The following is a 13,478-nucleotide window of genomic DNA, read 5'->3' as shown; positions in this document are numbered from 1 at the left end:
TAGAAAGGAGAGGCAAGTGGAGGTCACCGAAGAAGAGGTCAGGGAAGCGAAGTTCGCGGAAGTTCAGGCGAGAATGCGCGCCATCCGTGACCGGATCGACGACAACCAGGACGTCGTGTTGTTCACCCGCCTCCGGCCGGTCTTCAGGCAATGCCTTACCTGGTCGTGGCGTCTCCAAATCCATAACCCGGAGACCGGCCGTGACGTCACCATTGAGGGCTGGTGGCGCTATGAAAGAGCGCCCGTGGTGCACCTGGTGGATTCTTACGGTGTTGAGGTGTTCGTCCGCCAGGGGCAGGACATCATCGGCGCTGCCGTTCAAGAGCTGACCCGTTAGAAACGGCCTACGTCTGGCGACTACACCATTTCAAAGGGGCATGGTGTGCGGGGGTTCGATTCCCCCGGTAGGTGCGCAAGGAAACCAAACACGAGAAAGGCGATAGCTTGACGGAACTTGAGCAGTCAAAGGTAGTGATCTGCGGCATATGCCGCGAACACCTTAGGATTCTTCGCGACATCCCTACAGGCCTCATCATCGATTTCCTTCACCCCACGATGATGGAATCCGACCACACCCCCGACCCCGTGACGGTAAACGCTGGCGAGGCGCCCGGCGTATGCGACTTCTGTTCGGCGCCGAACCCTAAGGTTGCTTTCGTGCCAGGGAAGCGCCTCGTCTTTCAGAGCCCCCTTTCCCCTGAAACGCTGATCGACCACAGTTCCCCCTGGGCTGCGTGCGCAAGGTGCGCTATCCACGTGGAAAGGCGTTCGCTTCACCTTCTACTAGGTGGCGTCATGGCCCGGCTGCGGGTCGCGCAAGGAGACAAAGCTTACAGGCTGGCTTTCCGTAGGCACCTGAAGGACTACTACCGGGCATTCTTCAAGACGAATCCCAAGGGTCCTTTCAAGTTCAGTTAGCCCGAATGGTTCTTGCGCCGGGTTCGATTCCCGGCGCGGGCACGCAAACCCCAACCAATCAGCCGATAGGAGTATTTGGCTTGCCCAAACTCAAGCCCAAGATCGCTGCGCAACTCGCAACCGGTCAGAAATTTTACCTCACCGAAGAAGGCGACTTCCCCGACACCTTCGGTTTCCACGGGTGGAGCGAAGGACACCGAACCCTTGTCTACACGTGCGCCGACGGATATAAGACCGAGATCGTTCCACACATAACCGTATGGGTGGAGGAGTAGTGCAGAAGCATGACCGTGTGTGGACGTGGCCTCGCGACGTGAAAGAGGGCGACACCATTCTTTGCGGAGGCGACCGAGCCACCGTCACGGACGTACTGATTTTCGAGAAAGGAGTCAAGATTCCGGAAGACATTAACCTCCCGCCGTGCCGCATTCCGCAGGATGAGCGCCGCTATGCGCTCGTCACGGACAAGGGCACCAGGTGGGGCGACACTCACCACCAGGTGAGGGTCTTCTTCTAAGAAAGGGACTTCATTGCTGACCCTCAAGCGGGTAAACGTCGTCCTGCCGGAAGCGGCGGAAGACTGGACGCGCGTCCCCGACGACTTCGCGACTGGGTTCGCCGAAGCGGTCACCACTATTCTCTATACGGATGCGGACGGCGACGTAAGCAAGGCGCGTTGGATTTACATCCGTCCCACCGTCAACGCCGGATACGCCATCACCCTCACTGCGGGCGGGGAAACGTGGGCGCTCACTCTGCCCTCTCTGCCTGAGGCGCTTCACACCCTCGCGGAACTCGTTTCCTGGCTTACCGGCAATGGGTGCCGGATCATGCCCCAATCCTCGGGGGCTGCGTGAAGATCTGGCATGCGGCCAAGCTTCAAGACATCCCCGGAGTGGAGAAGCTATCCCTCGATGAAATCGGGATGCTTGACCACTTCCTCAGCAGCGCTTACCGGCGCGGCCGAGAGAGCTATGCCGGGTGGCTTCCCAAGAGTAGGGAGCGGCGGACGCACGCGGAAATCACATGGCTTTCCGTGGAGGTGAGTAACTTCCGCCTGCGGAAGTCGGTAGAGATTGACCGGTCTTAAGCGGTCGCCCTACCGACTTCTTTACGGGGCCGGTAGGGCACGAAAAATCATCCGTCCTATCAGATCAGAGGAGAGAAATGCTTAGCGTTGCCTGGACTGCGATCCGTCGGCGAATCAGGGGAAAGGAGATCACCCTGAGGGAAGGTCGAAACTTGGTTGAACTGGACGAGGACGGCTACACGAAAGACTCCTGCGCTTACTACCACGTTTACGCCGACGGCCGAAGGGTCGCGAACGTCGTCTTCGTCTTCAAGCCTTGCCGCGTCGACGACGTTTGGTTCTTCTGGCAGGCGCGACTCTATTGGGTCTTCGCCGGGCAGTCCTTCGACACGTGCGACTTTGACCTGTGCATCGACGAGGCCGAGTTCAGGACCAGGGTGGAGGCATTCATCTATCGTCTCTCCCTCGGTAACGCCGGATGGCCCTACGTCCCTCCGAAGTGGGAGAAGAAGTAATGAGCCTCCACGTGGGAAAAGTGGGGGGCTGGCTCAAGGGTGAGTGCGAAATTATTCACATCTCCCGAACAGGGAAAACCAGGACCCCTTACTGGTTCTACATGCTCATAGATGCGGACGGCGACAAGTTCAAATGGTGGTCGCCGGACCCAGTCGACTTCTGGCAGATCGGCCGAATCATCCACATCAAAGGCCGTGTCAAGCGCCACGACACACACGACGAGACGGGCGAGCAATTCACGGTGCTTGAGTACGTCCATTCGATCGGCCCCATCAAGGACGGGCCTCTCAAGATCCGAGGATAGGAGCGCAATGACCCCCATCTACTGGGCTGTTCTCACGACTTGCGGGCACGGCGTTACTATCGCCAACGCCACTGACCTTTACGGGGCTTGCCTGGTGAAGGAATGCCCCTGGTCGGGAAGTCAGCAGTGGATTAAGTCCCGCGACCCCATCAACCCCTCCGCCAAGTAATCAACCCAAACACCGAAAGGCTTTAGCGATGACTGCTATTCACATCTGCACGGTTTGTGACCTCACCAACGGCGACACGGTGAGGGCTAGGCGAGAGACGCTGAACTTCACCCTGACGCAAGAGGAGTCCGGCCGCGTCGTGGTCTCTTGGATGCCGGGGACTGAGGAGGAGGCCGCCGAGGAGGCGAGGCACCTCCACGTGTGCGAGAGCTGTGGGGGCGGCGACCAGACCACCGGGGCCGAAGGGGCAGACAAGCGGTTCGCCGAATTCTTTGAGCTGGTGTCCAGCTTGGAGCAGATGGCCGAAATCCAGGAGAGCGGGCTGCCGTTCGACGACGACGACCAGGAGGAGGAAGACGAGGACGACGACGACCAGGGGGAGGAAGACGAGGAGCTGACCGAGGAGGAGACTGAAGCGCTCCTTAACGACCCCTCTTACATGAACGCGCCCATCCTCCTGGAGGAGGAGGAAGAGGAGGAGGAGCCACCGGCGGCGCGGAAGGTTTCGAACCTCGTTGCGAACCCGTTCGCTGCCAAGGTTCCGCCGCCGCCCGCGAACCCCTACAGTGCCCAGGCTGCCGCCGAGAAGGCCGAGCGGCGCAAGGTCGGAATGCAGCCGACCACCGCCCCCGAGACCAGCGCACGCGCCTACCAGGATTCCGAGCTTCGGGCCTGGGCTAAGTCCACGGGTATTAAGGCACGAAAGACCGGAAAGCCCGTGGGCGACAACGGCAAGATTGCACTTGACATCCGGAACGCTTTCGAAAAGGAAAAGGGCTTCCCGCTCACTCGACCCTGATAAGGTCCGTCAGGTAGCCGGGCACTAGAGGCCCGGCTACCTCCCCGCCCATCTAAGGAGAACCACCGTGATAAAGAAACCCGTCGCAAGCGAGATTGTTTACCGTGGTCTCCTCGGAGAGATCACCAAAGCAGTACTTCCTGACACGGAGGCCGACCCCATGGGGGTGCTTGCCTCCCTCATGACCATGTACTCTCATGCGATCGGCTCAAAGCCGTACGTCGCTCAGGGGAACATCAAACATCCCCTCATCATCTGGACTCTACTTATCGGTGCCACGTCCCTCGGACGCAAGGGCACCGCGCGTAGGCAGGCGTCCGCAGTCATGGAAATGACCGTGCCCGAGCTGGCTGACGAGGACGCCGGTTTCATTATGGATGGCTGCCCGGAATCCGGAGCAGCCCTAGTGACCGGCATCAAGAACCTGAACGACCCGAACGATCCGATCTGGCACGAAAACGACGGTTTCCCGTGCCTCATGATTGAGGAGGAATGGGCCAAAGCGCTCATGCGTGGCCGAATGGACAAGAACTTCTCCGTCAACCTGAGGAAGTTGTGGGAAGGGAAGTCAATTCAGTCCATCACAAAGAAGGACGGCCGCATCACTCTTCCCCGTCCTCACGTGTGTATCACAGGCCACATTACCCCGAAGGAGTTCGCCGCCACGATGGGGGCTGCCGACCTCGCAGGCGGCACTATCAACCGCTTCATGGTTTTCTCCGTCGAAAGGTCCAAATTGCTGCCATTCGGGGGAGACCTCGATTACGACGAAATCCAACACCTCACGAAGAAGCTCAAAGAGTCCATCGTCACGGCCAGCAAGACGGGCGTGATCCGAATGGACCCGAGCGCCCGCACCCACTGGGCAACCCTGTATGAGGAGTTGGAAGCCCTCGCAGGGGCGGGGGAGGACATGGAGCAGTTCGCGGGACGCGCCATTCCCCATGTGCTCCGCTGTGCTGGCATCTACGCCCTGACGACCAGGGGGGCCGTGGTCGTCACCCGTGACGACCTGGAGGCCGCCACCGCACTCATGAGGTACAGCATCGAATCAGTGCGCTACATCCTCCAGGGGGAGATGGGGACCGATGCCACCGCATCCAAGACGCCCCTAGCTACGCGGATTTGGCGAACGCTGGAACACGGCCCGCAGACGGCAAGCGAGCTACGGGCCGCGATCGGGCGCAACTGGACCCTCGACCAGATTCGATCGGCCGTCGCTGAATGGCGCGGCGATGTGGTGGCCTACAAGAACCCCGCTTCTTCCGGGGGGCGGAAGGGGGACATCTATTGCCGCCTCGCAGACCTTCCGGCCGATGTCGTTGAACTGCTCCCGTGGCTAGACGACGCGCTTGATCCCGAGTGGCTGGCAGGGATGCGCGGATTGGTCCGTGGCGAGGGATTCCCTGCCGTGATTCTGAAACCCTCCGCCGACGCCGACGCGGCCAAGCATGCGGCGGCTCCCGCGAAGGCCGCCGAGGTGCGTCCGGCAGCTGCCGGACGGCCGCCGGTTGTGACGGAACGCGTTCCCCCTGCGAAGCCGAAGGCCGTCAAAGCGGCGGCGAAGCCCCCAGCGAACGGCAATCGGTTCGCTGGCTTCAAGCTCTGAGTGTTGCGTCCGAGCACCCTTCGGGGTGCTTCATGGAGCGCTCAGGCTCCCCGCCCCGGAAGGGGGGGACAACCGAACACACGACCACAAGGGCGACCCTTCAAGCCGGGGGGTCGCCCTTCGCATGGAAGGAAGTGAGAACCGTGTCCCGCATGAGTGAACTCGACATCGAGATCAGGGCCGCCGTCGCGGCCGGTGCACCACGGGAAGCCATCGCCGATCAGCTCGGCCGCCTCGGCCTTGAAGCCCCCGACGACCTGTTCAACGACAACCATGAAGGATGTGAGAGGTGATGGAGCGGTGCGAATACAACCTCTCTGGAGGGTTCCCAATCGACCAGTGCCCAGACGAGGCAACTGACGAGATTGACGGGGAGCTCTACTGCAAGCCGCACGCTGACGAGCTGTGGGCCGAGTACACCGGAGGGGCCGACAGTGAAGACGCCTGACCAGCTCGTCAGAGGCGACCTTATCGAGGTCGGCACCCACCTAGGGGAAGACGAAGCCGACATTGGGACCGTGATGGTTGCAACGTTCATCACCGCCTACCAGGCATCCGATAGGGCGTGGCACGTCACCACGGTAGAACTGAACTTCCCCCTGGTCATGCTCAACGGCGACCGTGTCGCCGTTCACGGCACGACGGACCCCGTCGACGTCGCCGCCCGGCTCTAACCGCAACACTCCCTGACAGGCCGGACGCGTCGACGCGTCCGGCCTGTTCCGTCTAGGAGGATTCAATGACGAACCCGCCAGGGGATGGCGGCCGGAGGAAGCTCGACCACCAGGCCGCCGCGTCCATCAAAAGCGCGCTGTCGCAGGACTCATCCCATGCACGAGTTGTCGGCTTGAGCGTCGAATTCCAGGTCACCCCCGAAACTATCCGGTCGATCCGTCGCGGCCAGACCTGGGGCGACGTAGAGCCGATCCTGACTAGCCAGCGCACGCCGCCTGCGGTCGTTACAGCTAGAAGGGAGCTGCTTCGCAAGATTCAAGCCCTGGAGGCGGAACCCCGCCTCCCCTCCGAAGGGGCGGCCAAGCTGGCACGTATGAGGCGACTGTACGAAGAGACGGAAGGAGACTGAGAAAGAAGCTTCGGCTAGACTCGCCCCACCAGAAACAGCCCCCAGCAATCCCGCTGGGGGCTTCTTGGTTCCCAACGCAAAAAAGCCCCCAACCGTGACGGTTGGGGGCTTTTTGTTTGCCTGTGTTCAAGTGGCCGGCGGCCTGAACGATTCGAACTTGCTTTCGAGACTTAAATCATCCGTCCGCCCGCAGCCAGGGAGGGCGAAGGGAACGGCCTGAACGCCTGAGTGTCCGCGGTCAGCTGATTCCCAGCAGGGGGAGGTATGTCGTGATACTGCCGTAAGCCTGGGGGTCGAACGACGCCGGCATCACATCCACCCCGTTCTGGTAGAACGCCCGCCGCTTGCCGGTCACGGTTGAGAGCGTGAACCACGGCGCGTTTGCATCGTTAGCGCTCGACGGGTAGGGGACGATGACACCCGTATATCCACCGACCAGCATGAGGACGTAAACGAAGCGCCCTGCCGTAGAGGCGGGCACGGGAGTAGGCAGGGCGCCGCCGCGCCAACCGGCGACGGACCACAAGGCGTCATCGTTGGGGGTGAAGCCCAGCGCTGTGCCGTCGTCGTCATAGACGCCCAAACGGTTCTCGGCGGGGCTGGAGGCGTAGGTACCTCCCTGCCTCACGCCTGCCCATAGGGAGGCGATGGCGACCCCGGCGGGCACCCAAACGCGTGCACCGTACACGGTGCGGTTGCCGGGGTCGGACCCCAGCATGAACGACACGGGGTCATCTGATGCGGCTAGTAGGCCGTATCCCGCGAGAGGGTAAGGGGAAGCGCCGGACTCTCCCTGTAGTCCTTGAGGGCCTTGCAACCCTTGTGTGCCCTGGATGCCCGCCTCGCCTTGCGGGCCTGGGTCTCCTTTAGGGCCTTGCGCCCCAGTCTCCCCCTGTGGCCCCTGGGCGCCGTCTGCGCCCGGCGGCCCCTGTTCTCCTTGCGGCCCCTGCAGGCCTGCTGCCCCTACGGGTCCTTGATCGCCCTGCGGTCCTTGCGGGCCAGCAGGGCCAGGCTCCCCCTGATCCCCTTTGGGGCCTGTGGCGCCACCCGCACCCGGATTGACGTAACCGACCTCGACGAGGTCCAGGCCGCCGCCGTCGATCTCTAGAACTTCAATCATTAGCCTCCCGTAGTGACTTCTGGGCTGATCTTCACTTTTCCTTGAATGAGACGACCTATAGCCCCATCGGGGGCGACAACCTCCAGGTCATAAACACCGGATCGCCAGGCCCAGGCTGAAGACGTTGCCGCCGGAATGTTCAAAACGATGACGCCTGTAGTTCCGCCAACGGCGAGAAAGCCGTTTGTGGTATCGAGTCGAAACAGGAGTGCCCCGCCCACGCGGTCCCTGATCTCCATGCGCGCTGACCAGCCCGTGAGGTCAACAGGGGTGCCGTCGCGCTTCCATGTCAAAGTTCGGCTTACCGTGGCCCCCTGGTCAAAAATCCAGTCGTAAATCGCAGCTATGAAGCCTCCCTCAGGTGATGGGAAGCAGCCAGGCGGCTTCCCATGTTTTCTCGTCCACCATCCCCGTCGCAGGGATCTTCTTCTCGGTCTGGAACTGCTTGCATATGTTCGCGTCGGCCTGGGCGTAGACATCGTTCACACTGATACGCCAACCCCGATCCTTCATGCGAGCTTTCCAGGTCTTCACCGCGGCACCTTTAGAACCCACCTTCAGCGTCGCCTTGAACGCCGGTGATTTCTCCCGGTACTGGGGAAGCCCGTAGCCGTGAATGCGGCTCGTCCGAGGAACCCATTTTTCGTAAACCCCGTTGCCGTTGAACCAATCCCCGTCGGACTCGCCGGCGGTGTTCCCGCCGACCGTTCGAATCCTGCCCGGTTCAACCCCGATCACCAGCTCCACATGGGTGGACCCTCGCGGCCCGTAGAAGACGAGAGCACCAATCCGGGGTGCCGAACTCCACTGGCGTTGCTTCTTGAACCAGTTCGCGCCGGTCTCGCAGGAAGCCGTCGCAGGGAAAAGGTCCCGGTTCCCGGAGTGCTGGGCCGCCCATGTGATGAACGTCATGCACCAGGGCATGTTCTGTGACCAACGAAGCTCCGGGACCTGGTCCGCGTACTTGGTGTGGTTGGTCCCCGTTTCCCGGTAGCCGATTTCTTTTTGGGCGGTTTCGATCATGTCCGTAGCGGACCCCATGAACTATCCTCCGTAGATTGTGATGACGGCACTGACGATGGCGACCAGGACCGAGATCGGGATTGCGTACATCCACCGCTCCAAGGTGCGAATCCGCCCTTCATGGTCCTCGTCGGTGCGGCGGCTTTCCTTTACTTCTTGGGTGAGGCTGCGCAGCTCGGTTTTCGCGTCTCGGACCTCGTCGTAAATGTCTTTGATGGTGATGACAACGCCGGTGCTTTCATCGGGCATTCAACGCCCCCCTCTCACCACGGGGCGTAACCCGCACAAATATAGGTGGCGGACAGGTTTATGTACCTGCTAGAAATCCACGGTTCGGTGCTTCCGCGATAGGAGATATCCCCGTCCGTGTCTACGATGATGAATGCTGCTCCGTCATACGGCCCTGAACTGTCGTCCTGAAAGGCGGTGAGATAGACGGGAGACGTCGGCATTAGTGCAGGGTTGTTGATAGTCCCAATGCGGGTGCCAGAACTAACGGTTCCGCTTGTCGGGGTAGCTATCAAGATCAGGTTGGCAAACCGTCCCCACCCCCAAATCTCGTTGGCCGGAGTGCTGAAACCACTGCTGACACTTACCCCACCAATGAGGGCGGTCATTGAGTGCGTATGCCCAAGAGGAGAATAGGGATGAGTGTGTCCAAGGGGGGCGTAGCTCGAATCATGATTGTGGGCTGCCTTCCCCACTTCAGTGAGTGCTGAACTCCCCTGCATATAGAACCTATCGGCGGAAGGGCGGTACGCGATTCCGCCGCGTGGGATGGACGCTGATTCCGTCACCTTGATGTATCGGCCGAGGAAATCTCGCTCGTCATACACCTCGGCCGGAAGTACGGCCGACTGTCCGGGTCGCACCGTGAAAGTGCAAATACTGATTTCCGGGCTGGACCAAGAACGGTCAACGGGAGGCGCAATAGGGGAGGCCGCGGGCGTCCCCTGTTTGTACGCGAAAGCGACCGTATTGGAAACACGGTCCAGTTTCAAAACGATTCGATCGATGCGGCTGTTTGCTGCACCGTTCGAAGCGAAGGCGATCGTTTTTGAAGCGTCCAGATGGTAATGCATGCCACCCACGGTGGCGTGTCCCGGTGCGACATGCAGAACCAAAGATTCATTGGCGGAGGTGACCTTTAGCGCTGCGTCCCACGGCCCCGGCGCTTGAATTCCGTCATCCTGCCAAACCGACGCCATGTAGGACCATTGATCCTCGGTCACGGTCGCGCCGGGACCATCCTCAAAAGGATAAGACCGCTCGGTCACGTAGTGGGCACCCCCCATAGCCTAGTCACTGAAACATTTGCGCTGTTGATATTCAGGGCGCCTCCGGTCCCTTGCCACCCCTCAATAGTGAAATACGTTCCGGAGGCCGCATAGAAAACGGCCACCGGATTGCAGCGCACAGGCTCCGTGGAAATCGCAGCCTTGTTGTCCTCTATGAGGACCCCGCCAGTGCTGTGCCGAATTAGCCCAGTGCGATATCCAGCAGTGGCGGACCCCGCCCACTCAACCAGAGCCGACACGAAGTAAACCCCGGCGGTCGTGATATTAATCCGGGTGGGGGTTCCGAGAGCCGACCACATGTCAGGTGTCCAAAAGCCGTCGCTCCCTTGCCAGGAGATGACGTTGGCGCTCCCTGATGCTCCTGACACCGTGGAGAAACGCCTTAGACGCACCCCCAAGAGAGGGGGCTCTGGGTGCGTATGCCCAAGAGGAGAATAGGCCGAGTCATGGTTGTGGCCCACAAGTGCATAACCGGAAAGGTCCGGGGTTCCGCCCAGCTCTTGAGGCGACCCCGAAGCTTTGCCGTAAAACTTGTCGGTCGAAGGCTGGTAGTAGATCGAACCGACGGGGACCATGGTTGAATCTTCCGTCACCCGAATTCGCTTGCCGACAAAAGAACGCTTGTCCACTAGTTGTGGTTCGGCGGCTGGTACCTGAGTGGCGTTAGGCCCCATTTGGATCTGGGCTAGCGCCATCTCGTAAATGCCGCCCGTGGTCGTCAGAGCGGGGGCGACGGGGGAGGAAGCCGGAACGCCAGTTATGTAGGCCACACGGATTTGGTTCGTGTCCCGGTTCATCCGGAGCACAACCAGATCGATTCGGGAGTTGGCGCCATTACTGTTGGCGGGAACCGCAATCGGCAATTGGGCGTTCAGTTCGTAATGGAATCCCACCATGTGCGCTTCGCCGGTCTCGACGTAGATCACGCCCGGCTCGCTCAAAGTGGTCACCTTCAACGCCATGCTTGACGGCCCATCGGCGACGATGCCGTTGTCTTGCCAGATCCCAGACATGGACGACCACTGTTGCTCCGTGATGACGGAGCCGGTTCCGCTATCCCACGGATAGCTGACTTCAGCCAAAGAAACCTCCTATAGTCTGGCCTCTAGCTTTCGAATTGCTGACCAGATCTTCCGAACCTCCCTGTAGAGAAGCGGTGTCTCTGTCGCGTCGGCCGAGCCGACCACAGGGTGAACAAGCGGGCCGCCGTCCACTGTGTCGATAAGGCGAACTTCCCGCAGTACGTCTTTGATGGTTTCCCCAGTGATGGACACGGAGACGACATCGCCAAGCTGATAGTCGCGGCCGAAAGCCACGGCTTCCGTGTCGATCGGAGTGACCGAAAGAGACGCCGTCCCTGCGGCCTCTAGAACCGCCTCTGCGCCTGCCTGGTCCAACTCTGCATACACCGTGGACGCCACTGGGGCGGCCGTCTCAGGATCGATTCCAGAGCCATCTAGCCCCCGCTTGACGGGGATGTCTCGGCGGTCCACGAAACGCTCAGGGCCAAGCGCATTCCACTCCTCACCCGTGCTCGTCGATGGGTTTGGGTGCACCTTTAGATAGTCCACGATCAGGTGTTTGCCGCTGGACTTGTTTATGAGCCTCAGTACATGCCCACCGGGGCTTAGGTCTGTGCGCTCCCACGCTTTGACCTGAACTTGTCGTACGCCAGATGTGTAACAGTCCACTGTGGCCTGGTAAACCGAATCCAAGTACACATCCACCAGGCCCATGTCATTGTTTTTCTCGGTGTACCACGCGGCCCCGGTCCCGTTGAAAATCAGCTGGGCATTAGCGTCAAGCGCCTGCGTAGCCGTCACGTCATTCTGGTAGTCGCCGAGGCCTCGGTTTCCGCTGTAGGTCCAAGAAGCCGAAGGGGTGTACGTGATGCGGTCGTCGTCATCGTTAATGTTCTCGATCTGACCGGCACCGCCGCTGTAAATCTTCAGGTATCGGCTTCTACCCTCACCCTGCGCGCCTACAATGATCCTGGTTGCCTCCGGCGCTGTCACCGTGTACTTGTAGTCAGCGAGATTCCCAGTCTCCGGAGAGAAAACGACAGACGCGCTACGGTCGGTCGGCTGGAAGATCTCAAACTGAATGCCCTCGTCTTCTTGAATCACTCGGAAGCCAAAACCGGAGGACTCAGCAATCTTCTTCAAGTACTCGCCCAAGACATCGAACCGCGCCGAGACCGAAATGGAAGGACCATAGTCGACGTCAGCGACGGTCAGGTATGGGTGTATGCGATCGGGCAAGGCCTGGGGGCCGAGGTTGTACCGAACGAAATAGCTCAGCGCCCCAGCAACGTTCATAGTGCCAGAATCGCGATCCCGGGTTTGTGAACCGATCGGCGATGTCGGCAACGGGTAGATGACCCGTTCGTGTAGCCATAATTCATCCGTCTTGCCGGTGAAGGTGATCAGCCCGCCGGGGTTGGATTCGTTCCATTCCCGCTGAACCCCCTTCAAGGGGCCTGAGAAAAGCGGCTGGTTCAGGCCTTGCGTCCAGGCGATGATGCCACCACCTTCGACCAGGAGGCCGGCCTCTTGAAGACCGGCGTCGATCGTGAGAGCCCAAGAACCAATGTCGCAGTATCGGATGATCGCCTCGAAACGGGTGTACTGCTCGATCAGGCCGACCCTTCGGTATTGAGGATCGCGGACTTCAATGACGAATTTAGGCACTAAGATACCTGGGTCTGTACTCTAGGGTGATTTCTGTTTCATTGGTGACGCCGTTGACGGTCAGTTCAATCTCATTCCAGTAAGGCGCGATCGGCCAGATTTGGGGATTGGGTCCAAGCTTGTCCCAAAGGTTCGTCCCGACGCCATCGAGGCGGACAGTCTTTTTCCCTGGGGTGGTGTCGATAGTCACTGACTGCCCGGAAAGAAGCTGGTGGGTGAGCGTGAACGATTGACCAATCGAGTGGTTAACGAATGTGACGTCTTCAAGAGGGCCGGTCACATACCAAATGGGCCACGTGTCCACATCCCCATAAACGTCCAAGGTGACTTGGCCGTTGAAGGAGAGCGTTTTGGCGAGGTGTAACCCTAGGAAGGGAGATGAGAAGAAGGGGACGAGGTCTTCTACGTCGCCGCGCCAAGTCCGAGTTTCCACTGTCGACGAGTAGAAGTACGGGTCTAGAGCCATGAAGCGAAGTCCGTACCGCTGCCAGTGGAACCCGCCTACATCAACCCCGTAGTCGCCTTCGGCGCCGTCGAAATAGTGCATGTCGATGGTGCGTGTACTGGAGTCGCCTTCGACGACGTACAGACGGCCGGCGCCGTTCGAACCCAAAGGGTTCAGGCTGCGGAGAAGCGACCGCTTCTTTTCCAAGAAGTCGCCGCGGTCGCTTCCCTCAATGTAGACGGGGATGAAGATCTCCCGGCTGGGGATGCGCACACGGTTGATATGTGCGCCGTCTAGGGCGGGAGTCTCCGTGTAGCTGTATTGGAAGGTCGGTGCGTCGAACCCACGGGCGCCCGGCTGGACGGCAACCCCGCTCGGGGATACGCCTTCACCTGACGCGAGCGTGACAGCGACGGCACCCGCCTGGTTGGGGAGCCAAACCAGGCGGGTTTGAGGCCAAAGGGGCAACCAGC

General features: G+C 60.4%; 16 protein-coding genes. 9 read left to right on the top strand and 7 right to left on the bottom strand.

What is annotated here, in order from left to right:
• The first annotated feature begins 16 nt into the window (after window positions 1-16).
• The 9 genes from ABZ470_RS31805 to ABZ470_RS31765 all read left to right on the top strand — a co-directional run bounded on the left by ABZ470_RS31805 (window position 17) and on the right by ABZ470_RS31765 (window position 6,429).
• On the top strand, window positions 17-337 hold the full coding sequence (locus tag ABZ470_RS31805) for a hypothetical protein (RefSeq protein WP_362916059.1): 321 nt from the start codon (window positions 17-19) through the stop codon (window positions 335-337).
• A 1,111-nt stretch (window positions 338-1,448) separates the two neighbouring features.
• Complete coding sequence (locus tag ABZ470_RS31800; RefSeq protein ID WP_362916057.1) at window positions 1,449-1,775, top strand: hypothetical protein; 327 nt, start codon at window positions 1,449-1,451, stop codon at window positions 1,773-1,775.
• Between the two features lie 310 nt (window positions 1,776-2,085).
• The gene (locus ABZ470_RS31795; RefSeq protein ID WP_362916055.1) at window positions 2,086-2,463 is read left to right on the top strand and encodes a hypothetical protein; all 378 of its coding nucleotides are present in this window, start codon (window positions 2,086-2,088) and stop codon (window positions 2,461-2,463) included.
• Complete coding sequence (locus ABZ470_RS31790) at window positions 2,463-2,768, top strand: hypothetical protein (protein WP_362916053.1); 306 nt, start codon at window positions 2,463-2,465, stop codon at window positions 2,766-2,768. Before ABZ470_RS31795 ends, ABZ470_RS31790 begins: the two co-directional genes overlap by 1 nt.
• 197 nt (window positions 2,769-2,965) lie before the next feature.
• Window positions 2,966-3,736 (top strand): hypothetical protein, encoded by a 771-nt coding sequence (locus ABZ470_RS31785; RefSeq protein ID WP_362916051.1) that lies wholly within the window; start codon window positions 2,966-2,968, stop codon window positions 3,734-3,736.
• A 67-nt stretch (window positions 3,737-3,803) separates the two neighbouring features.
• Complete coding sequence (locus ABZ470_RS31780) at window positions 3,804-5,345, top strand: DUF3987 domain-containing protein (RefSeq protein ID WP_362916049.1); 1,542 nt, start codon at window positions 3,804-3,806, stop codon at window positions 5,343-5,345.
• A gap of 152 nt (window positions 5,346-5,497) precedes the next feature.
• A complete protein-coding gene (locus ABZ470_RS31775; protein ID WP_362916047.1) occupies window positions 5,498-5,638 on the top strand; it encodes a hypothetical protein in 141 nt (46 codons plus the stop codon).
• A 141-nt stretch (window positions 5,639-5,779) separates the two neighbouring features.
• Window positions 5,780-6,019, top strand: a complete 240-nt coding sequence (locus ABZ470_RS31770; protein WP_362916045.1) for a hypothetical protein — start codon at window positions 5,780-5,782, stop codon at window positions 6,017-6,019.
• 65 nt (window positions 6,020-6,084) lie between these two features.
• Window positions 6,085-6,429 (top strand): hypothetical protein, encoded by a 345-nt coding sequence (locus ABZ470_RS31765; protein ID WP_362916043.1) that lies wholly within the window; start codon window positions 6,085-6,087, stop codon window positions 6,427-6,429.
• A gap of 238 nt (window positions 6,430-6,667) precedes the next feature.
• Here the strand turns inward: ABZ470_RS31765 and ABZ470_RS31760 are convergent, their stop codons facing one another.
• The 7 genes from ABZ470_RS31760 to ABZ470_RS31730 all read right to left on the bottom strand — a co-directional run bounded on the left by ABZ470_RS31760 (window position 6,668) and on the right by ABZ470_RS31730 (window position 13,473).
• Window positions 6,668-7,156, bottom strand: coding sequence for a hypothetical protein (locus ABZ470_RS31760; protein ID WP_362916041.1), 489 nt, complete (start codon window positions 7,154-7,156; stop codon window positions 6,668-6,670).
• Between the two features lie 750 nt (window positions 7,157-7,906).
• On the bottom strand, window positions 7,907-8,572 hold the full coding sequence (locus tag ABZ470_RS31755) for a CHAP domain-containing protein (RefSeq protein ID WP_362916039.1): 666 nt from the start codon (window positions 8,570-8,572) through the stop codon (window positions 7,907-7,909).
• A 21-nt stretch (window positions 8,573-8,593) separates the two neighbouring features.
• Entirely contained in the window at window positions 8,594-8,821 is a 228-nt protein-coding gene (locus ABZ470_RS31750; protein WP_362916037.1) for a hypothetical protein, read from the bottom strand.
• A 14-nt stretch (window positions 8,822-8,835) separates the two neighbouring features.
• Entirely contained in the window at window positions 8,836-9,849 is a 1,014-nt protein-coding gene (locus ABZ470_RS31745) for a hypothetical protein (protein WP_362916035.1), read from the bottom strand.
• The gene (locus tag ABZ470_RS31740) at window positions 9,846-10,952 is read right to left on the bottom strand and encodes a hypothetical protein (protein WP_362916033.1); all 1,107 of its coding nucleotides are present in this window, start codon (window positions 10,950-10,952) and stop codon (window positions 9,846-9,848) included. Before ABZ470_RS31740 ends, ABZ470_RS31745 begins: the two co-directional genes overlap by 4 nt.
• 9 nt (window positions 10,953-10,961) lie before the next feature.
• Entirely contained in the window at window positions 10,962-12,560 is a 1,599-nt protein-coding gene (locus tag ABZ470_RS31735) for a hypothetical protein (protein WP_362916031.1), read from the bottom strand.
• Window positions 12,553-13,473, bottom strand: coding sequence for a phage tail domain-containing protein (locus ABZ470_RS31730; protein ID WP_362916029.1), 921 nt, complete (start codon window positions 13,471-13,473; stop codon window positions 12,553-12,555). Before ABZ470_RS31730 ends, ABZ470_RS31735 begins: the two co-directional genes overlap by 8 nt.
• Window positions 13,474-13,478 lie beyond the last annotated feature (5 nt).

Origin of the sequence: Streptosporangium sp. NPDC020072 (assembly GCF_040631445.1) — a bacterium.
Classification (GTDB): domain Bacteria; phylum Actinomycetota; class Actinomycetes; order Streptosporangiales; family Streptosporangiaceae; genus Streptosporangium.
The sequence above is the reverse complement of the archived record's forward strand: the minus strand, read 5'-3'. Positions and strand labels throughout refer to the sequence as shown.